Origin of the sequence: Mesorhizobium sp. CA15 (assembly GCF_020165215.1) — a bacterium.
Lineage (GTDB): Bacteria > Pseudomonadota > Alphaproteobacteria > Rhizobiales > Rhizobiaceae > Mesorhizobium.
Genome location: NZ_JAIUHQ010000012.1, coordinates 53701 through 73428, shown reverse-complemented (window position 1 = coordinate 73428; position 19728 = coordinate 53701). Strand labels below are relative to the sequence as shown.

The 19728-nt window shown below is 63.8% G+C and carries 16 protein-coding genes; 4 read left to right on the top strand and 12 right to left on the bottom strand.

Going from position 1 to position 19728, the window contains the following annotated elements:
* Positions 1-373 precede the first annotated feature (373 nt).
* The 5 genes from LB515_RS19255 to LB515_RS19235 form a co-directional block, all read right to left on the bottom strand.
* On the bottom strand, positions 374-586 hold the full coding sequence (locus LB515_RS19255) for a DUF3329 domain-containing protein (RefSeq protein WP_224708647.1): 213 nt from the start codon (positions 584-586) through the stop codon (positions 374-376).
* A 64-nt stretch (positions 587-650) separates the two neighbouring features.
* Positions 651-1565 carry a myo-inosose-2 dehydratase gene (gene iolE, locus LB515_RS19250; protein ID WP_224525906.1) on the bottom strand — a complete coding sequence of 305 codons (915 nt, stop codon included), beginning with the start codon at positions 1563-1565 and terminating at the stop codon, positions 651-653.
* A gap of 35 nt (positions 1566-1600) precedes the next feature.
* Positions 1601-3445 (bottom strand): 3D-(3,5/4)-trihydroxycyclohexane-1,2-dione acylhydrolase (decyclizing), encoded by a 1845-nt coding sequence (gene iolD, locus LB515_RS19245; RefSeq protein ID WP_224708646.1) that lies wholly within the window; start codon positions 3443-3445, stop codon positions 1601-1603.
* A 33-nt stretch (positions 3446-3478) separates the two neighbouring features.
* Positions 3479-5413: a bifunctional 5-dehydro-2-deoxygluconokinase/5-dehydro-2-deoxyphosphogluconate aldolase gene (locus tag LB515_RS19240; protein WP_224708645.1), complete on the bottom strand. Its 1935-nt coding sequence runs from the start codon at positions 5411-5413 to the stop codon at positions 3479-3481.
* A gap of 155 nt (positions 5414-5568) precedes the next feature.
* Positions 5569-6414: a MurR/RpiR family transcriptional regulator gene (locus tag LB515_RS19235; RefSeq protein WP_176477064.1), complete on the bottom strand. Its 846-nt coding sequence runs from the start codon at positions 6412-6414 to the stop codon at positions 5569-5571.
* Positions 6415-6571: 157 nt separating this feature from the next.
* Here LB515_RS19235 and LB515_RS19230 point away from each other — a divergent pair, with 157 nt between their 5' ends.
* Positions 6572-7681, top strand: coding sequence for a Gfo/Idh/MocA family protein (locus LB515_RS19230; protein ID WP_224708644.1), 1110 nt, complete (start codon positions 6572-6574; stop codon positions 7679-7681).
* A gap of 69 nt (positions 7682-7750) precedes the next feature.
* Here the strand turns inward: LB515_RS19230 and LB515_RS19225 are convergent, their stop codons facing one another.
* The 7 genes from LB515_RS19225 to iolE (LB515_RS19195) form a co-directional block, all read right to left on the bottom strand.
* Positions 7751-8689, bottom strand: a complete 939-nt coding sequence (locus LB515_RS19225; protein ID WP_224708643.1) for a sugar phosphate isomerase/epimerase family protein — start codon at positions 8687-8689, stop codon at positions 7751-7753.
* Positions 8690-8722: 33 nt separating this feature from the next.
* A complete protein-coding gene (gene iolG, locus LB515_RS19220; protein WP_224708642.1) occupies positions 8723-9715 on the bottom strand; it encodes an inositol 2-dehydrogenase in 993 nt (330 codons plus the stop codon).
* 63 nt (positions 9716-9778) lie between these two features.
* Positions 9779-10597 carry a carbohydrate ABC transporter permease gene (locus tag LB515_RS19215; protein ID WP_095768049.1) on the bottom strand — a complete coding sequence of 273 codons (819 nt, stop codon included), beginning with the start codon at positions 10595-10597 and terminating at the stop codon, positions 9779-9781.
* Complete coding sequence (locus LB515_RS19210; protein ID WP_224708641.1) at positions 10594-11487, bottom strand: carbohydrate ABC transporter permease; 894 nt, start codon at positions 11485-11487, stop codon at positions 10594-10596. The genes LB515_RS19215 and LB515_RS19210 overlap by 4 nt, the downstream gene beginning before the upstream one ends.
* An 11-nt stretch (positions 11488-11498) precedes the next feature.
* Entirely contained in the window at positions 11499-12812 is a 1314-nt protein-coding gene (locus LB515_RS19205; RefSeq protein ID WP_224551448.1) for an extracellular solute-binding protein, read from the bottom strand.
* Entirely contained in the window at positions 12809-13906 is a 1098-nt protein-coding gene (locus tag LB515_RS19200) for an ABC transporter ATP-binding protein (RefSeq protein ID WP_224708640.1), read from the bottom strand. Before LB515_RS19200 ends, LB515_RS19205 begins: the two co-directional genes overlap by 4 nt.
* A 27-nt stretch (positions 13907-13933) precedes the next feature.
* Positions 13934-14845: a myo-inosose-2 dehydratase gene (iolE, locus tag LB515_RS19195; RefSeq protein WP_224708639.1), complete on the bottom strand. Its 912-nt coding sequence runs from the start codon at positions 14843-14845 to the stop codon at positions 13934-13936.
* Between the two features lie 552 nt (positions 14846-15397).
* Here iolE (LB515_RS19195) and LB515_RS19190 point away from each other — a divergent pair.
* From LB515_RS19190 to LB515_RS19180, 3 genes are all read left to right on the top strand, one after another.
* Complete coding sequence (locus tag LB515_RS19190) at positions 15398-16870, top strand: PLP-dependent aminotransferase family protein (RefSeq protein WP_224708638.1); 1473 nt, start codon at positions 15398-15400, stop codon at positions 16868-16870.
* A gap of 202 nt (positions 16871-17072) precedes the next feature.
* Entirely contained in the window at positions 17073-17999 is a 927-nt protein-coding gene (locus tag LB515_RS19185) for an ArsR/SmtB family transcription factor (RefSeq protein WP_140545631.1), read from the top strand.
* A 184-nt stretch (positions 18000-18183) separates the two neighbouring features.
* Entirely contained in the window at positions 18184-19695 is a 1512-nt protein-coding gene (locus LB515_RS19180) for an alpha-N-arabinofuranosidase (protein ID WP_224708637.1), read from the top strand.
* The last annotated feature ends 33 nt before the right edge of the window (positions 19696-19728 follow it).

Sequence of the window (19728 nt, the reverse complement as noted above, 5' to 3'; positions counted from 1 at the left end):
TTCGCGCAGCTAAGAATCCGATGGACTATCGCGAAAACCTTGGAGATTGGCCGGTTCCCTCGCAACGTCGTCATTCTAGGGCGGAGCTAGGAGCGAAGCGACGCGCGCAGACCCTAGAATCCATGCCGTTACACCTGCCGTAGAATGCAGCCGTGCAGAAAGAGGCTGTCTGGGCCGGCGTTTCGGCGCCATTGTCTGCACCGTCGCGACACGTCAAAGTCATGGCATGGATCCTAGGGTCTGCGCTACGTCGCTGCGCTCCTTGCTCCGCCCTAGGATGACGAAGCGAGGGGCGTTTCGGCTAATCGCCAACGCATGCGATCCGCCATGCACGCAGTATCCGATCCGTAGACGCTTCTGAGCCATGGATTAGTCACTCCTTCGGTCCGGGTTCGGCCTTGTTCTCCTCCTCCGATTTGTAGAGGTAGAAAAACTGCCACACGGCATAGCCGGCGAAGCCCAGCGCGATGACGCCCCAGAACGGCGTGCCGGACGCGAATTCGATCACCGACCAGACCAGGCAGACCGCGACGACCGCCATACGGCGCCACAGCGGCCGGAAGAAGGGATGCTCATAGTCTTTCATCGCGCCAATCCAGGATTTGCCGAAAGCACAACGGATAAACCGGGCGCCCCGACTAATCCACTGCTCAGGCCGGAAAACCCTGCGTCTCGACCGTATAGCCGGCGGCCGTCATCACCCGCATAAGTTCCTTGTGGCCGACTTGGGCCATCTTGAGCGGCGGGTTCTTCTTCGGATCCTGCTCGGCCTCGACCACGAACCAGCCTTCATAGCCATGATCGGCGAAACGCTGGACAATCGCCCCGAAGTCGAGTGAGCCGTCGCCCGGCACGGTGAAGGCGCCGAGCGCCACGGCGTCGAGGAAGGACTGTTTCGTGCGGTCGAGCCTGTCGATCACGCCCATGCGAACATCCTTCACATGGACGTGGTTGATGCGCTTGTGGTGATTGTCAATGGCGCGCAGCACGTCGCCGCCGGCAAAGGCGAGATGGCCGGCATCGAGCAGCAGCGGAATGCCTTCGCCGGAGTTGCGCATGAAGGCGTCGAGCTCCGGCTCGGTCTCGACCACCGCCGCCATGTGGTGATGGTAGGAGAGCGGCATGCCTTGCTCAGCGCACCACTCGCCGAACTCGGTGACGCGCCGGCCGTAAGCCTTCATCTCGTCGGCGGAAAGTTTCGGCTTGGTGGCCAGAGGCTTGGAGCGGTCGCCCTGGATGGACCGGCCGACCTCGCCATAGACGATGCAGGGCGCATCGACCGCCTTGAACAGGTCGATCATCGGCTGGATGCGGTCCTTGTTCCGGGAGATGTCCTCGTTGACAAGCGTGCCTGAGAACCAGCCGCCGCAAAGCGTGACGTCGGCCTCCTTCAGGATCGGCAGCATCACCTTCGGATCATTGGGGAAGCGGCGGCCCATCTCCATACCGGTGAAGCCGGCCGAGCGCGACTGGCGCAGGCATTCTTCCAGCGACACGTCATCGCTCAATTCCACGAGATCGTCATTCCACCATGCGATGGGGGACATGCCCAGTTTGGCTTTCAAGTCGTCACTCCAATGTCGGTTCGTTGCGAGCCGGTTCAGCCCTGACGGCTGCCCACGGCTTCCTCGTATTTCTTGCGCGCGGCATTGACTTCGCGTCGCGACGAGACCTCCGGCACGGCGACATCCCACCAATGGCCGCCCGCCTCGGTCGAGACCAGCGGGTCGGTGTCGATGACCAGCACCGTCGTCTTGTCGTTCTTCTTCGCCTTGGCCAGTGCCGTCTCCAGCTCGGCGATCGACGCTACCTTCTCGGCCACGGCACCTAAGCTTGCCGCGTGCGCGGCGAAGTCGACGTCAGGCATCACCTCGTGGCGGGCGTCCTTCAAGAGGTTGTTGAAGTTGGCGCCGCCGGTCGCCATCTGCAGCCGGTTGATGCAGCCATAGCCGCGATTGTCGAGCAAAACGATGGTGAGCTTCAGGCCAAGCATCACCGAAGTGGCGATCTCGGAATTGAGCATCAGATAGGAGCCGTCGCCGACCATGACGACCACCTCCTGGTCGGGCTTCGCCATCTTGACGCCGAGCCCGCCGGCGATCTCGTAGCCCATGGTCGAGAAGCCGTATTCGGCATGGTAGGAGCCCGGCGCGCCGGCCTGCCAGAGCTTGTGCAATTCGCCGGGCAGACCGCCCGCGGCATGCAGCAGCGTGACGCCCGAGCCCATGGCGCGCTGCACGGCGCCGATCACTTGCGCATCGGACGGATAGGCGGCGTTGGTCGAGGCCGTCACCTTGGCGGCGGCGGCCTGCCACTCCGTCTTGCCCTTCAATGCATTGTCGGTCCACGCGGCCGGCGCTTTCCAGCCCTTCAGCGCGGCGGACAGCTCGGCAAGCCCTTCGGCCGCGTCGGCGACCAGCGGCAGCGCCCAATGCTTGCCGGCGTCGAAGACCTGGGTATTGAGGCCAATAATGGTGCGGCCGGCATTCTTGAACAGCGCCCAGGAGCCGGTGGTGAAATCCTGCAGCCTGGTGCCGACGGCGAGCACGACATCGGCCTCTTCCGCCAGCCGGTTGGCGGCCGACGTGCCGGTGACGCCGACCGCCGCCATGTTGAGCGGATCGTCGTCGGGCAACGAGGATTTGCCGCCCTGTGTCTCGCAGACCGGAATGCCAGCGCCCTGCACCAGCTTGGCGAGCTCGTCCGAAGCCTGCGAATACAGCACCCCGCCGCCCGCGATCACCAGCGGCTTCCTGGCGCCCTTCAGCGCCGCGACGGCTGCCGCCAGCTCGTTGCGGTCCGGGCGCAGCCGGCGCGGTGTCCAGACGCGCTCGGCGAACAGGCTTTCGGGATAATCATAGGCCTCCGCCTGCACGTCTTGGCAGAGCGAGAGCGTCACCGGGCCGCATTCGGCCGGATCGGTCAGCACCTGCATGGCGCGGTTCAGCGCCGGGATGATCTGCTCCGGCCGCGTGATGCGGTCGAAATAGCGCGATACCGGGCGGAAGCAGTCATTGACGGTAGCGGTGCCGTCGGAGAAATCCTCGGCCTGCTGCAGCACCGGGTCCGGCAGGCGGTTGGCGAAGACATCGCCCGGCAAAAACAGGACGGGCAACCGGTTTACATGCGCGAGTGCGGCCGCCGTCACCATGTTGAGCGCGCCGGGACCGATCGAGCTGGTCGCGGCCATGAAGCGGCGGCGGAAATTCGCCTTGCCATAGGCGATCGCCGCGTGAGCCATCGCCTGCTCGTTATGGGCGCGGAAGGTCGGCAGCTCGTCGCGGACCTGGTAGAGCGCCTCGCCGATGCCGGCGACATTGCCATGGCCGAAGATGGCCCAGACGCCGCCGAAGATCGACACCTTCTTCCCGTCGATCTCGGTCATTTGCCGGCTGAGGAAGCGGGTCAGCGCCTGCGCCATCGTCAGGCGGATTGTCTTGCTCATGGTGTCTCCTCCGCAGTCCTTCAGCGGTCTTTGTTATGCGGCCTTGCGGCCGCGCGCGGCAAGCCATGCCTCGGTCAACTGCTCGAAACGCGCGGCCATGTCGGCGATCGCCTCGTCATCCGACATCCTGCCGGCCAGCCATCGTTCGGCGGCGTTGACGAAGATGGTGCGGCCGACGGCAAATCCCTTGACGATCGGCGCATTGGCGGTGGCGGCAAACGCCGCGACCAGCTCGTCCTGCGGCGCTTCCAGCCCGAGCAGCACCACGCCACGGCACCAAGGATCGTTCCTGACGATCACCTGTTCGATTTTCGCCCAGGCGCCTGCGGAAGCCTGCGGCTCGAGCTTCCACCAGTCCGGCTTGACGCCCAGCGCATAGAGCTCTTCAAGCGCGCGCGGAATGGTGGTGTCGTCGAGCTTGCCATGCTTGCCGGCGATGATCTCGACCAGCAGCTCGCGGCCGACCTTCCGCGCCGCCTCGAACAGCGCGCGCAGCTTCTGCTGCTGCTCAACTTTGAGCGCCTCCGGGTCGTCCGGGTGATAGAAGCACAGGCATTTGATGCAATGGTCGACCGGCCATTCGGTGAGCTGCGAGCCGATATCCTGCGAAAACTCGAAACGCAGCGGCCGCGACCCGGGCAATTCGACCGGGCGGCCGAGCCAGGCGAAGGAATGACGGGCGAATTCGAACATGGCGTCGCGGCCATATTTTTCGTCGATCAGCATGCCGTAGCCATCGCGGCCGGCAGCGACCTTTGCCGCCGCCTTGACGGTGAGCACCTTGAAGTCGGGAATACGCGAAACATCTGCGCCGACCTTCGCGGCAACGTCTTCCAACTGCACACGATGATCGCAGGCTAAAGCCATCAGCGAGGGGATGTCGCGCCGCCGCGTCGTTGCCCAGTGGACGTGGTTGATCGCCTCGTCCTTGCGCAGCGCCAGGTGTTTGCTGCCGTTCTTTAAAAAGAACTGCAGCTCCTCGAAGGTCGGATATTCCGGCGCGCAGAGCAGGCGCGAGACGGCGAAGGCGCCGCAGGCATTGGCCCAGGTCGCGGCGGTGGCAAAGCTCTCGCCGCCGAGCCAGCCGCGCAGGAAGCCCGACATGAAGGCGTCGCCGGCTCCGAGCACATTGTAGATCTCGATCGGAAAACCCTTGCCGATGATGCCGTCCTCGAGGTCCTCGCTGATCGGGCCGTCATAGACGATGCAGCCCTTGGCGCCGCGCTTGAGCACGATGGTGGCCGAGGACAGCGCGCGGATCGTCTTCAGCGCGCTCAGGCAATCGTCGGCGCCGGAAGCGATCATGATCTCTTCCTCGGTGCCGACGATGAGATCGCAATCCGGCAGCACGGTCTTGAGTTGCGCCGAGACGCGGTCCGACTTCACGTAGCGCTCGAAGCCCTCGGCGTGACCGGCAAGCCCCCAGAGGTTCGGGCGATAGTCGATGTCGAACACCACCTTGCCACCCCGGGCCTTCATCAGGCGGATGGCCTTGCGCTGGGCGGCATCGGAATTGGGCCGCGAGAAATGCGTGCCGGTGACGACCACCGAGCGCGCCGAGGCGACGAAGGCCTCATCGATATCCTCCTCGGCCAGCGCCATGTCGGCGCAGTCCGAACGATAGAAAATCATCGGCGAGACGCCTTCGCTTTCGACCGAAAGCAGCACCAGCGCCGTCAGCCGCTCCTTGTCGGTCTTCAAGCCGTCGACCGAGACGCCCTCGCGCCGAAGCTGCTCGCGGATGAAGCGGCCCATCTGCTCGTCGCCGACCCGGGTGAGCAGCGCCGAGCGCAGGCCGAGCCTTGCCGTGCCGACGGAAATATTGGCCGGGCAGCCGCCGACCGACTTGGCGAAAGAGGTGATGTCCTCCAGCCGCGAGCCGATCTGCTGGCCATAGAGATCGACCGAGGCGCGGCCGATGGTGATGACGTCGAGCGGTGGGTATTTCCCTTCCACGGCTTCGCCCATTCGAACCTCCCATCGGCCTTGTTGTGCAGAGCAGCGTTTGTTTTGGACAGCACGCGCCGGCGACGGCGTGGTGTCGTCAATATGAAATATTAATTCCAATCTACAGTCAATATGGAATGAGCATTCCCGAACCGAAAAGCGCTCGTCTGGGAGGCTCAGCCCTTGCGTCGGCGCCCGGCTTCGCGGCGCTTCTCGCCCACGGCGACGGTCAGCGCCATGGCCAGCGCCATCGTCGCCGAGATCGAGCGGAAGCCGCCGAAATCGGCCTCGGCGACCTCGAACCAGACCTTGGCGAATTGCGCCAGCGGCGAGAAGGACGAGTCGGTGATCGCCACGATCGGCACGCCCTGCTCGGCGATCGAGCGCGTCTCCTCGATGGTCGCCGGCGCGTAAGGCGAGAAGCTGATGGCGATGACGGCGTCGCGCGGCGTGGCGAAGCCGATCATCTCGGCGTTCAGCCCCGCGGCCGATTCCACCAGCTGGTTGCGGATCTTGAGCTTGCCCAGCGCATAGGCGATGTAGGACGCCACCGGATAGGAGCGGCGCTTGGCCAGCACATAGATCGTCTCGGCCTTAGCCAGGAGCGCCACCGCCTCCTCGAAATGGGCATCGTTGAGCGAGCGTGAGATGTCGCCCAGCGAGGTGCTGGCGGCGGCGACGAAGCCGTCGAAGATCGCCCGGTGCCCGCGGCCTTCCTCGGCCTTGGCGCGCAACGCCGCCAGCCGCTCGTCATAGGAGGAGTTGCGCTCGCGCAGACGCTCGCGGAAAACCTGCTGCAGGCTGGTGAAGCCGTCGAAGCCGAGCTGCTGGGCAAAACGGATCAGCGTCGAGGGCTGCACGCCGGCCGAGGCGGCGATGCTCGCCGCCGTGCCGAAGGCGATGTCGTCGGGATTGTCGAGCGCATAGGCGGCGATCTGCGCGATGCGCTTGGGCAGGCTCGCGCGTCTGTCCAGGATCGTCGCGCGCAGCGTTTCGAAATCGCGAGGCACCCGTTCGTCCATCGTCGCTCCGCCCACGCTCATAAGGTTTGTCTCTCTCCTGCCTCATCATAGCGAGTTCGGGCAAGAACACCATAAAAAATGATTTAGATATTCCATTCTTTATCAAAATAGACTAATTCATCCACGCATACTTTCCTTTATCCTGGAGACAATCGACATGGTCGGAGTGGGCCTCATCGGCACTGGCTTCATGGGCAAGTGCCACGCCATCGCCTGGAACGCGGTGGGCACCGTCTTTCCCGATGTCGACAAGCCGAAACTGGTGCATCTGGGCGAGGTGAATGACGAGCTTGCCAAACGCAAAGCTGCCGAGTTCGGCTTCGCAAAAGGCTCCGGCGACTGGCGCGCCGTGGTCGAGGATCCGGACGTCGAGATCGTCTCGCTGACCACGCCGAACCAGTTCCACCCGGAAATGGCGATCGCCGTCCTCGAAGCCGGCAAGCATCTGTGGTGCGAGAAGCCGATGGCGCCGAGTTTCGCCGAGGCCGAGGCGATGGCGAAGGCCGCGAGGACATCCGGCAAGGTCGCCGTGCTCGGCTACAACTACATCCAGAACCCCGCCATCCGCCATATCGGCGCGCTGCTCGAGGAAAAGATCATCGGCGACGTCAATCTCGTGCGCATCGAGATGGACGAGGATTTCATGGCCGACCCGGAGGCGCTGTTCTTCTGGAAACACGAGGCTTCGTCCGGCTATGGCGCGCTCGATGATTTCGCCGTGCATCCGCTGTCGCTGATCAAGGCGCTGTTCGGCCGCGTCTCGCGCGTCATGTGCGACATGGTCAAACCCTATGCCGATCGCAGGACCGCTTCCGGCGCCCGCCGCGCGGTCGAGACCTATGACATCGCCAGCGTCTTGATGCGTCTCGAGAACGGCGTCGCCGGCACGCTTTTGGTCAACCGCTCGGCCTGGGGCCGCAAGGGCCGCATCGCCATTCAGATCTTCGGCTCGAAGGGCTCGATCCTCTACGACCAGGAGCGGATGAACGAGTTCCAGCTCTACCTCACCGCCGACCGGCCGACCGAGCAGGGCTACCGCACTATCCTGGTGGCGCCGCACCACAAGCCCTACGATTCCTTCCTGCCGGCGCCCGGCCACGGCCTCGGCTTCAACGACCTCAAGATGATCGAATGCCGCGAGCTCCTGATGCGCATCGCCGGCAAGCCGGCCCGCATCATCGACTTCGACGAGGGGCTGGAGATCGAGCGCACCGTGCATGCCATGGCCCGTTCGTTCCAGGAGCAGCGCTGGGTCAATGTGAGATAGGCCTGCCGGCCATCGAGGCCGCCGCAACGGGCGGTGATCACCTACCAATGCAGGACCGGATCTGAGCATTCAGGCCAGGTTGATAGCGACGTTGCGCAGCAGCGCCACGGATTTGCGCATGCCTTCCATTGGTGACAGCATCATGTCCTCGTGCTCGATCGACAGCACGTCGTCGTAGCCGGCCTGCTTCAGCGCCGTGCAGAACTGCCGCCACCAGGTCTCGCCGTGGCCGTAGCCGAGCGTGATGTAATTCCAGGCCCTTTCGGCATAATGATTTGGCGGGCGCGCATCGAGCGTGCCGTCGATGGCCGCCGGTATAGGTTCGATGCGTGTGTCCTTGGCGTGGACATAGTAGATCGCCGAGCCAAGCTTGCGCACGGCGGCAATGGGATCGGCGCCCATCCACATCGGATGGCTCGGATCGTAGTTGGCGCCGACCGTCTCGCCCACCGCATCGCGCAGCCGGAACAGCGTCTGGACATTGTACACGGCCTGATGCCCATGCAGTTCCAGGCAAAGCTTCCTGATGCCCAGATTGTTCGCAAATTCGATGAGATCGCGCCAATACGGGATGATGCAATCGTCCCACTGGTAGCGCTGGATGTCGGCGCATTCGGGCGGCCAGTCGGTGATGATCCAGTTGGGATTGGTGTCGCCGGGTCCGCCCGGCAGCCCGGACATCATCACCACCCGGTCGATGCCCATCAGGCTCGCCAGCCGGATCGTGTCCTCGGTCACTTGGCGATGCTGCTTGCCCTGCGGTCCCGGATGCAGCGGGTTGCCGGAGCAGTTAAGCGCCGCGATCGTCAGCCCGTGGTCGCGAACCTTGGCGACGAATTCGGTTCGGGTCGTCTTGCTGTCCAGCATGGCGGCCAGATCGATGTGCGGCGCCGACGACCAGTTGCCGCAGGCGAACTCCAGCGTCTCCAGTCCGAGATCGGCCGAGGCGCGCAGCATCTCGTCGAAGGACAGGTTGCCGAGGCTGTCGGTGATCATGCCAATCTTCATTTCGGAAACTCCCGCTTATTTCGGACCATCCGCTCACAGCTCTACGAGTTCGAACCTGCCGGACCGGGCCGACGCTAGCGCTGCCTCGCAGAGGATCATGGCCTTGCGCCCATCGCTGGCCGTGACCGCCGGACTCCTGCCCGTCTCGACGCAGGTGATGAAGTGATCGATCTCGGCGGCGTAGGATTCCGCATAGCGTTCGACGAAGAAGTAGTAGGGCTTGTCGCGCGAAATACCTTTGCCGCCGTACATTTCCACAGAGGTCGGCAGCCGGTTGCCGGCCTGCAGCATGCCGTCGGCGCCGTGCACCTCGATGCGCTGGTCGTAGCCGTAGGCGGCCCTGACGCTGTTGTTGATGTGACATTGCCGGCCGGACGCCGTTCGCAGGATGAACATCGCGGTGTCGTAGTCGCCGAGCTTCCTGTATTGCGGCGCAACAAGCGAGGAGCCGGTCGCGAAGAGCTCCACAGGCTCTTCGCCAAGCATGTTCCGCGCCATGTCGAAATCGTGGATGGTCATCTCGCGAAAGACCCCGCCGCCTCCGGCCAGCGCTTCCTCGGTCTCCGGTTCGGGATCGCGGCTGGTGATGATGACCTGCTCGACGGCGCCGATCTCGCCGCCATCGAGGCGCTCCTTCAGCGCCCGGAAGCTCGGATCGAAGCGGCGGTTGAAGCCGATCTGGAACGGCACGCCGGCTTTCGCGACAGCGGCCAGGCATTCATCCGTGCGCTTGAGGTCGAGATCGATCGGCTTCTCGCAGAAGATCGCCTTGCCATGCGCGGCGGCCGCCATGGCAAGCTCCGCGTGCGTGCGCGTGGCCGAGGCGATGAACACCATTTTCACTGCCGGATCGTTCATAACGGTCTCGGTATCCACGATCTCGGCGCCGGTTACGGCGGCGACCTTCTCGGCCGCCTCGCGATTGGGATCGACGACGTAGCGCAGCCGCACCTTCGGGTGGCGCGCGAGATTGCTCGCATGCACGCGGCCGATCAGCCCCACCCCGAACAGACAAACATCCATCATGCGTTCGACTTTCTCATCAGGCCGCTCCAGCGCTGCCCGCCGGTTCGTGTATCCGAGCGGCAATCATTTCACCGCGCCCATGGTCAGCCCGCGTACCAGATGCCGCTGCACCAGGAGTGCGAAGAAGACGATCGGCAACGCGCCGATGACGCCGGCGGCCGCCATCGAGGCCCAGTCGGTATCGATGCGCCCGATGAGTGTGGCGGTGCCGCGCGGCATGGTCATCGCCCGCGGCGTCGCGGTCAGCGCCAGCGCGAAAAGGAATTCGTTGAAGGTGACCAGCACGGCGAAGATCGCGGTGGCCGCGAGCCCCGGTGCCGCCAATGGCAGCGTGATGCGGCGGAAGGCGCCGAAGCGTGAATCGCCGTCCACCATGGCCGCCTCCTCGAGGTCGACCGGGATCTCGCGGAAGAAGCTCTCCATCATCCAGACGCAGAAGGTGACGTTGAAGGCGGTGTAGGTGGCGATCAGTCCGAGCCAGCTGTCGAGCAGCCCGAGGCTCAGCATCAAGAGATAGACGGGTATCAGGATCACCACCGGCGGGATGATGCGCAGTGTCAGGAGGAAGAGCCCGATCTTGCGCTCCGCGGCGAATGGCAGGCGGAACCTAGCGATCGCGTAGGCGCCCATCGCGCCGAAGACCAGCGCTATCGCGACCGAGAAGAAGGTGACCACCACCGAGTTCGTCAGGTAGGAGCCGAACTGCTTTTCGGTGAACAGCCTGACGTAATTGTCGAGCGTCGGCACATGCGGATAGAGCGTGCCTTCCTGCGTGATCTCGCGGTTGGACTTGAGCGAGGTGGACACCAGCCAGTAGATCGGCAGCAGCACCACTGCCAGCACGAAAATGGTGGTGAGGATGCGCGCCAGGCGGGTGCTCATGACGCGTCGATCCTGCGCAGGAGCCTGATGGCGCTGAAGGCGAGCGCGAGCACGACGAGGCCGATCGTCACGAACAACGCCGCCGCGTATCCGGTCTGCTGGAATTTGAAAGCGGTGTCGTAGCCATAGATCGAGATCAGCCTCGTCGCTTCGCCCGGCCCGCCCCGGGTCAGCACGAAAACCTGGTCGAAGGTGCCGAAGGCATCGATGGTGCGGAGCACGATGGCGACCGCCAGCACCGGCCGCATCATCGGGAAGGTGAGATCGGCGAAGACGCGCCAGGACCCGGCGCCGTCGACGCGCGCCGCCTCGAACGGCTCGTGCGGCAGCGACTGCAGGCCGGCGAGCAGGATCAGGAACATCAGCGGCGTCCACTCCCAGACGTCGAGCACGACAAGGCCGATGAAGGCATTGAGCGGGTTTCCGAGGATCTGGACCCCGCCGCCGCCCATGGCCTCCGAGAGCGCCGTCAGCATGCCGGCATCGCTGGCGTAGATCAGCCTGAACAGGATGGCGACGACGACCGGCGTGATCACCATGGGAATGATCAGCACCGTCCTGAGCAGCCGAATGCCGCGGAATTCGTGCAGGCAGAACAAGGCAAGCGCGAAGCCCAGCACCGCCTCGATCGAAACCGACAGCGCCACGAACTTGACGGTGACCCACAGCGAATTCAGGAACTGTGCGTCGCTCCAAAGCTGCACATAGTTCCGGAAGCCGACATGGGCGACCGGCGAGCCGTAGCGGTAAGCCCTGGTGCTGGCGCGCAGCCCGTCCCAGAGCGGGTAGACGAGCACGCCGAGCACGATCGTCAGGCCCGGCGCCAGCATGAGATAGGGGAGGGCGAGGTCGAGCCCCGCCCCCTGCAGGCGATATTTGCGTGCCTGCATGCCGGTTTGCATCAGTAGTACCCGGCCGTGGTCAGATAGTCCTTGACCTGCTTGGCCGCCGTGTCCAGGGCCGCACCGCCGCCGGAGCCGGCCTGCAAAGCCTTGTTGAGCTCGATGCCGAGCAGTTCCTCGACCTTCGCCCAGTCGGGGGTGCGCGGCCGCGGCAGCGCGCCGGCGTCGAGCTGCTGCAGGGCGACCGGTATCAGTCGATTGCCGGGCTTGGCGATGCCGAAGGCGCTGCGCTTGACCGGGATCGAGCCCGCCTCCGAGAGCTTGGCCTGAGTTTCGGCGCTGACATACCACTTCAGGAACTCGATCGAATTCGCCTTGTTGGGCGCTGATTTCGGCACGCCGGCGATGAAGATGCCCATCTGGGCGATCGCCTTTTCCTGCTTGGGCACAACGCCGAAATCGAGCTTGCCGGCCACCTTGGTCTGGGCGGGGTCGTCCGCCTTCAATGCGTTGCCCGAATATTGGATGATCGCCCCTGCCTCCCCGCCGAGGATCGCCGCGCCCTCCTGGTCGGAGTCGAACTCGACCACGCCGCTCGGCGCGTTCTGCTTCATCGTGCCGACGAAGAAATCGGCCGAGGCCTTGCCTTCGGCCGAATTGAAGATCGGGTTCCACTTGTCGTCGAAGAACGAGCCGCCGAACGACAGGAAGACCGGATACCAGCTGGTGACGATCGGGTTGCCGGAAACGCCGCGGAAGACGACCGGGTACTTGATCTTGCCGGCCGCGACGCCTTCCTTGCCCTTGGCGATCACCTCGTCCCATGTCTTGGGCGCACCGCCGGTGAAGACGTCGTTGCGATAGGTCAGCGTCTGCAGGTCGCCGACGAAGGGCACGCAGATCAACGTCGGCTTGGCGTTCTCGAAGCCCTTGACGCGCGGCCCCTTCTGCGGCGGCCAATAGCCCATGTCGATCATCGCGCCGATCCAGTCCTTGTCCGACCCATCGATGCCTCCGGCGCCAAGATCCTCAAGCACGTTGGCGGCGCCGAACTGCGGCACCCATGGGTCGTCGAGCAGGTAAAGGTCATATTGGCCGGCGCCGCTTTGGGCGTCGGCGAACCACTTCTCGAGCGTCACACCGTATTCGTCCTCGAGGAACTGGATGTCGAAGCCCTGCTCCTTGGCCAGCGGGATGATCTTTTCCTTGAACGGCGTCAGGCCGCCATCGGCGAAGGCGCCGATGATCACCTTCTTTCCGGCGGCGCGGGCAGGCATCGGCAGGCCAAGCGTGGTGAGGGCGGTGGTCGCCAAAGCCAGGCCAAGCCCACCCTTGATGACGGAGCGGCGAGTAAGTCTGCTGGAATGCATCATGTCACTCTCCCATTGTTGTTGACCCTGTGGACGGCTGTCAGGCCGTCCGAATTGAAGAAACAGGCGTTCGCCGGGTCGAAGGCGACGCCGATGCTTTCACCCACCACGCCCCTGAAATCGCGGCCGGCCCGGACCGAGACGTTGCCGCCTTCGAGGCGGACATTGACCAGCGTCTCGTTGCCCATCGGTTCGACGACGTAGATTTCGCCGGGCAGGGCATCGGGCGTGCCGACGCCGGCAGCGCTGCAGTTCTCCGGCCGGAGGCCGATTTCGGCGACGGAGGCGGCGCGGCAGGCAGCAAGCCGCGCGGCGTCCAGTGGGACGACCTTGCCGGCCACGATGATGCCTTGCTCGCAAAGCGCTGCCGGCAGAATGTTCATCGGCGGGTTGCCGACGAAGGTGGCGACGAAGCGGTTTGCCGGGCGGTCGTATATCTCGATGGGCGGCGCCATCTGCTGCAGCTCGCCGCCATGCATGACGGCGACGAAGTCGGCCATCGTCAGGGCTTCGACCTGGTCGTGGGTGACATAGATGGTGGTGGCGCTGAGGCGCTGGCAGAGCCGCTTGATCTCGCCGCGCATGGTGAGCCGCAGTCTTGCGTCGAGATTGGACAGCGGCTCGTCCATCAGGAAGGCCGCCGGGTCGCGCACGATGGCGCGGGCCAGCGCGACGCGCTGGCGTTGTCCGCCCGAGAGCTGGCGCGGACGGCGGTCGAGCAGATGGCCGATCTCGAGCACGGCGGCGACCTCGCCGATCTTGGCCTTTCGCCCGGCTTCGGGCGTGCCGCGTATCCACAGCGGATAGCCGATATTTTCGGCGACCGTCATCTGCGGATAAAGCGCGTAGCTCTGGAAGACCATGGCGATGTCGCGGTCGCGCGGCTGCAGCCGGGTGACGTTGCGTTCGCCGATAAAGACCTTGCCGGCGGTCGGCATGTCGAGCCCAGCCAGGATGCGCAGCGCCGTCGTCTTGCCGCAGCCCGACGGGCCGAGCAGGGCGAGGAATTTGTGGTCCGGCACCGCGAGGTCGAGCGATCGCAGCACGTTGAGCGCGCCGAAGCTCTTGACCACCTTCTGGTACAGAACCGAGCTCATTTCCCTCCCCGGCGCCTCATGCTTTCTTCAGGCCTTGCGCTCGTGGACGTAGAAACCCGCGCCCTCGGCCAGCCTCTTCAGATTCCGATACCCCATCGTCGCGTAGGTCAAGGGATGCGCCTTGGCCGGGTCCTGCTCGGCCTCGACCACCAGCCAGCCGGAATAGCCGTGGTCGGCCAGGATCTTTAAGAGCGTCGGATAGTCGATCGCGCCGTCGCCCGGCACGGTGAAGATGCCTTCCATCACCGCGCCCATGAAGCTCATGTCGGCCTCACGCGCCTTCTTTAAGATGGCCGGCCGCACATCCTTGCAATGGACATGCACGACGCGCTCCACGTGCCGGCGCAGCAACTGCTCCGGGTCGCCGCCCGAAAAGGCGCAGTGCCCGGTATCGTAAAGCAGGCTGACCGCCTCGCCGGTGCTGTGCATCAGCCTGTCGATCTCCGCGTCGGTCTCGACGATCGTGCCCATGTGGTGATGGAAGGCCATGCCGACGCCGAAATCGGAAAACCGCTCGGCGAGCCGGGTGATCTTGGCGCCATAGGCCTTCCATTCCCCGTCCATCAGCTTCGGCCGCTGCGAGATCGGATCGTGGATCGCGCCATGCCGGCCGCGCGAGGTATCAGCATAGACGACGCGCCTGGCGCCGAGGTCGCGAAGCAGCGTCAGATGCGGCCGGATCGCCTCGAATTCCTCGTCCACCTCCTTCTCGCAGATGCGCCCGTCATACCAGCCGGAGACCAGCGCCAGCCCGTAATGGTCGAGGATGGGCCTCAGCGCACGGCTCTCGCGCGGGAACTTGCCGCCAAGCTCGGTGCCGGCATAGCCGGCTTCCGCTGTCTCGCTGAGGCAGGTCTCGAGCGGCGTGTCGCCACCCAGTTCCGGCACGTCGTCATTGGTCCAGGTGATCGGGTTGATGCCAAGTCGAACTGTCGTCATTGCTCGCTTTCCGCCCCGCAGCCATGATGGCTGCGGGGTGTCCTGTCTCGGGAGGAGATGGCTGCGGTTGCTGGCGGCGGGACGAGACCCTGCCGTTTCGTTCGGCAAGACGCCCTCCCAGCGCCGCGCCTCACATGTCCCCGTCTTACATGTCCTTGTCGACGTCTTGCCCCAACGTCATTGAGCGAAGTCTACGCCGCTCTGTCTCCATCGCGAGGGCCAGTTTTTTGGAAAATAAAGGAACCAGTTTGTGCGGAGAGGCGGGTGTGGCAGGATGGATAGATGGGCAACCTCGAAATCATTGATCGTCGGCGCAAGGCCCTCCTCTCTGGCCTGCCGGCCATCTCCCCCTCAAGGGAGGAGATCGGATGTCGCGCCGGCTTTCGCCAATCGCCGACGTCGCAAAGAAAAGCGAGACGCCTGAACTGCCAATCTCCCCCCTTGAGGGGGAGATGTCCGGCAGGACAGAGAGGGGGGCGAAGGAACTCGACCTTGCAGCACAAGCGTGTCGCGGCACGCCATTGCCATTGCATCCATGGGGGGGGATAAACGATGCGCTCCCACCCCAAGCCCCAGGTCTTCCCGCTCGACATGCTGGCCGTCAACCGCTCGAGCCCCGAGCATCTCTCTCGCCAGCTCTATCACGGCCTCGTCGCCATCATCCGCAGCCGCGCGCTCCCGCCCGGCTCGGAGCTGCCTTCCACCCGCGCCTTGGCCGCCGAGCTCGGCCTTGGCCGCAACACCATCGTCGCCGCCTACGACCAGCTCGTCACCGAAGGCTATCTCGCCAATCGCCAGGGCGCCCGCCCGGTCATCGTCGACCTGCCCGAAGGCCCGCGCGAGTCACCGGCCGAGGAGCCGCCCGTGCCGCTGCGCCAGCCCTCGCTGCGCGGCCAGCAGCTGCTCAGCCAGCCTTATCACCACGGCCGGCCGGGGCATGTCGCGTTCCACCCCGGCATGCCGGACGCGCAGAGCTTTCCCTTCGGCGTCTGGGGCCGCCTGGTTGCGCGCCGCGCCAGCCATGGCGGCGAGACGCTGTTCGGCACCTATGACGTCACCGGCCATCCAGCGCTCAAGGAAGCGATCGCCGGCTATCTCTATTCCGCGCGCGGCGTGCGCTGTCGTCCCGAGCAGATCGTCATCACCACCGGCGCGCAGGCCGCCTTCGATCTTTTGGCCCGCCTGCTGCTTGATCCCGGCGACACGGTGTGGATGGAGGAGCCAGGCTATTACGGCGCAAAGGCCGCGTTCACCGTGGCCGGCGCAAGGATCCTGCCCATCCCTGTCGACCAGGAGCGCGGCTGGCGTCTCGACGCTCCACACTTCTCGCCCCGCCTCATCTATGCGACGCCGGCCTGCCAGCATCCGCTCGGCATCACCATGCGCATGGAGGAGCGGCTGCGCCTGCTCGACATCGCCGAGACCGCCAATTCATGGGTGATCGAGGACGATTTCGACGGCGAATACCGCTTTCAGGGCCGCCCCGTGCCGGCGATCCAGAGCATGGACCGCTCCGGCCGCGTCATCTATGTCGGCACCTTCGCCAAGCTGCTGTTCCCGGCGCTGCGCCTCGGCTTCATGGTGCTTCCGCCGGAGCTTGCCGGCCGCATCGTCAACGCGCTCTCCACCACCGGCCAGTTCGCGCCGCTGCTGCTGCAGGCCGCCTTGGCCGACTTCATCACCGAAGGCCATATGAGCCGGCATCTGAAGCGCATGCGCCGCATCTACGCCCAGCGCCGCCAGCTTTTTCGCGATATCGTGACCGAGCGCCTGCGCGATGAGATCACACTCTCCCCCGCCGAAGCCGGCATCCAGGTGGTGGGCTATCTCAAGGATGGCATTGACGACATCAAGGTCAGCCAGGCCGCAGCAAAAAGGGCGATCAACGTCTCGCCGCTGTCGAAATATTTCCAGAACACGGCCCCGACGCAAGGCCTGGTGCTGGGCTATGCGGCGTGTGATGCCGCGCAGACGCGGGACGGGGTGGAGCGGCTGGCGCAGGCGATCCGCGAGACGCTGGGGTGAGGGTTTCGCGGCGCCGGTAAATGGCGCACCCGACGTCCTGCTTGGCTAGGTCGCACGAGGCGGCAAGCCTGCCGAGGAACAAATGGCCTCTTCGCGGCCGCTCAACCAAAAAGGTGCATGAGTGCCGCCGCCGCATTGATTGAATCAATTATCCCGATATACAAGCTGATTTCGGGTGCAAATCGCATAGGCTGGCAATCCATTGAGTCGCAATTTTCTGGTGATCGACCCTGAGGAGGGCATGGCCGTTCTTAAGGGCCTTGCCTCTTCGGCGCGCATTTCCATGCTGAGGCTGCTGCATGAGAAGGGCCCGATGAATGTCAACGAAATAGCCTCCGTGCTGTCGCTGCCGCAGTCGACGGTCTCGACCAATATCCAGGTGCTTGAGGATGCGGGCCTGATCCGCACCGAGAACCAGAAGGCGAAGAAAGGCAGCCAGAAGATCTGCTATCCGACCGCCGAGGAAGTGCTCGTGGTCTTCAAGAGCGAGTATCGTGCGGTCAAGAACGACGCGATCGAAGTATCGATGCCGATCGGGCTTTACACCGGCTTCGAGGTCACAGCGCCCTGCGGTCTCTGTTCGCCGGACGGGATCATCGGCCTGCTCGATGTGCCCAACACTTTCCTGGATCCGGACCGTATGAAGGCCGGTTTGTTGTGGTTCACGCGCGGCTTCGTCGAATATCAGTTCCCCAACAATGCCAAGCTCGCCAATACCGAGATTACCGAGCTCGAGCTGGTGGTGGAACTGTCCTCGGAAGTGCCGGGCACCAGCGCCGACTGGCCCTCCGACATCACGCTGACGATCAATGGCGTCGACGTCGGCACCTGGACGTCACCTGGCGATTTCGGCGACAAGCGCGGCGTTTTCACGCCCTCCTGGTGGAAGCTCAAGGGCTCGCAATATGGCAAGCTGAAGAACTGGCGGGTTTCCGCTGACGGCACCTATGTCGACGGCGTCAGGATTTCAGAGACCAGTCTCGCCGCCCTCGACCTGAAGGGTCATCATTCAATCCGGGTCCGTATCGGCGTCAAGGACGACGCCGAGCGTCCCGGCGGAATCAATATTTTCGGCAAGGGATTTGGAAATTACGATCAGGACATTCTGCTGAGGATCAAAACCGGTTGATATCGTCAAATCGGGTCTCAAAAATAGCGAAATAATTTCAAATATTTGGCTGCATTTGCGGCTGAGGCTGCCGGTCAATTGTCAGACTTTTGGCGGTTTTTCGCTTGACGAACGGATGCTGTTTCCCTTTGATATCTAATAAGGTGATTTAAATCACTATTTATGATACTCTCGGAGGTAATGCATGAAGGCGGCCGTTACGGCGCATCCGCGTTATATCGTCTCGAAGATCGATCCCAGGCTCTATGGATCCTTCATCGAGCATCTTGGGCGGGCGGTTTACACCGGTATCTATGAGCCCGGCCATGCGACGGCGGATGACAATGGCATGCGTCGCGACGTCATCGATCTCGTCAGGGAGCTCAGAGTTCCGATCGTCCGCTATCCTGGCGGCAATTTCGTATCCGCTTACAATTGGGAAGATGGCGTCGGCCCCAAGGAAGGGCGCCCTGTGCGCCTTGACCTTGCCTGGCACACTTCGGAAAGCAATGAAGTCGGCCTGCATGAATTTGCCGACTGGTGCGCCTCGGCGAACACCGAGATGATGCTTGCCGTCAATCTCGGCTCGCGTGGGCTCGATGAAGCCCGCAACCTTCTGGAATACGCCAATCATCCCGGCGGCAGCGAGTGGAGCGACAAGCGCATCGCCAACGGCCGCAAGGAGCCCTTTGACGTCAAGCTCTGGTGTCTTGGCAACGAGATGGACGGCCCCTGGCAGATCGGCCACAAGACCGCCGACGAGTATGGCCGCCTGGCCCACGAGACCGCCAAGGCGATGCGTGCCTTCTCCAAGTCGCTCGAGCTCGTGGTCTGCGGCTCGTCAAATGCCAAGATGCCGACATACCCGGAATGGGAAGCGACCGTTCTCGATCATACTTACAACGAGGTAGATTACATCTCGCTGCACATGTATTTCGACAATGAAGCCAATGACGCGCCGAACTATCTTGCCATGAGCGAGAAGCTCGACGCTTACATTGTCTCGGTCGCCGGCGTCATCGATTATATCAAGGCCAAGAAGCGCTCCAAGAAGCAGGTCTACATCTCGTTCGACGAATGGAACGTCTGGTACCATTCCAAGGAGCAGGACAAGAAGATCCTTGGCGGCAATGAGGGTTGGCCCTTCGCCCCGCCATTGCTCGAAGACATTTACAATTTCGAGGACGTGCTGCAGGTCGGCCTGATCCTCAACACCTTCATCCGTCGCTCCGACGTGGTCAAGATCGCGTGCTTGGCGCAACTGGTCAACGTCATCGCGCCGATCATGACCGTTCCCAACGGCCCGGCATGGCGTCAGACGATCTTCTATCCTTATCTCTATGCCTCGATCTACGGCCGCGGCAATGCGCTGGATCTCAAGGTGGAAAGCCCGGCCTACAGCTCCACCGTCGCCGGCGATGTTTCCTATGTCGACGTCGCCGGCGTGCATGACACGGAAACCGGACATGTCACCTTCTTTGCCATCAACCGCCATTCGAGCGAGGAAATCGAAACCGCGATCGACATAGCGGGCTTCGGCGCGGCTGAGATCGTCGACCATGAGCTGATGGCGCATGCTGATCTGAAAGCCGTCAATTCGGCGCAGAACCCAAGCAATGTCAGTCCCAGGAAGGGGACCGGCGCGTCGGTGGTGGGCGGCAAACTGAGCCTGCCGCTGCCGCCCTATTCCTACCAGATGGTGCGCCTGAAGCTCTGACTTCAGGCGCATCGTCGTGCATGGGCTGAGGAG

What these genes read in the sequence shown, in the direction of transcription:
- iolG (WP_224708642.1), bottom strand. Translation starts at nt 9,715, where the DNA reads ATGATGGATGTTTGTCTGTTCGGGGTGGGGCTGATCGGCCGCGTGCAT.
- LB515_RS19225 (WP_224708643.1), bottom strand. Translation starts at nt 8,689, where the DNA reads ATGAAGATTGGCATGATCACCGACAGCCTCGGCAACCTGTCCTTCGAC.
- iolE (WP_224708639.1), bottom strand. Translation starts at nt 14,845, where the DNA reads ATGACGACAGTTCGACTTGGCATCAACCCGATCACCTGGACCAATGAC.
- LB515_RS19255 (WP_224708647.1), bottom strand. Translation starts at nt 586, where the DNA reads ATGAAAGACTATGAGCATCCCTTCTTCCGGCCGCTGTGGCGCCGTATG.
- LB515_RS19190 (WP_224708638.1), top strand. Translation starts at nt 15,398, where the DNA reads ATGCGCTCCCACCCCAAGCCCCAGGTCTTCCCGCTCGACATGCTGGCC.
- iolD (WP_224708646.1), bottom strand. Translation starts at nt 3,445, where the DNA reads ATGAGCAAGACAATCCGCCTGACGATGGCGCAGGCGCTGACCCGCTTC.
- LB515_RS19205 (WP_224551448.1), bottom strand. Translation starts at nt 12,812, where the DNA reads ATGATGCATTCCAGCAGACTTACTCGCCGCTCCGTCATCAAGGGTGGG.
- LB515_RS19240 (WP_224708645.1), bottom strand. Translation starts at nt 5,413, where the DNA reads ATGGGCGAAGCCGTGGAAGGGAAATACCCACCGCTCGACGTCATCACC.
- LB515_RS19215 (WP_095768049.1), bottom strand. Translation starts at nt 10,597, where the DNA reads ATGAGCACCCGCCTGGCGCGCATCCTCACCACCATTTTCGTGCTGGCA.
- LB515_RS19200 (WP_224708640.1), bottom strand. Translation starts at nt 13,906, where the DNA reads ATGAGCTCGGTTCTGTACCAGAAGGTGGTCAAGAGCTTCGGCGCGCTC.
- LB515_RS19210 (WP_224708641.1), bottom strand. Translation starts at nt 11,487, where the DNA reads ATGCAGGCACGCAAATATCGCCTGCAGGGGGCGGGGCTCGACCTCGCC.
- LB515_RS19235 (WP_176477064.1), bottom strand. Translation starts at nt 6,414, where the DNA reads ATGGACGAACGGGTGCCTCGCGATTTCGAAACGCTGCGCGCGACGATC.
- LB515_RS19230 (WP_224708644.1), top strand. Translation starts at nt 6,572, where the DNA reads ATGGTCGGAGTGGGCCTCATCGGCACTGGCTTCATGGGCAAGTGCCAC.
- LB515_RS19180 (WP_224708637.1), top strand. Translation starts at nt 18,184, where the DNA reads ATGAAGGCGGCCGTTACGGCGCATCCGCGTTATATCGTCTCGAAGATC.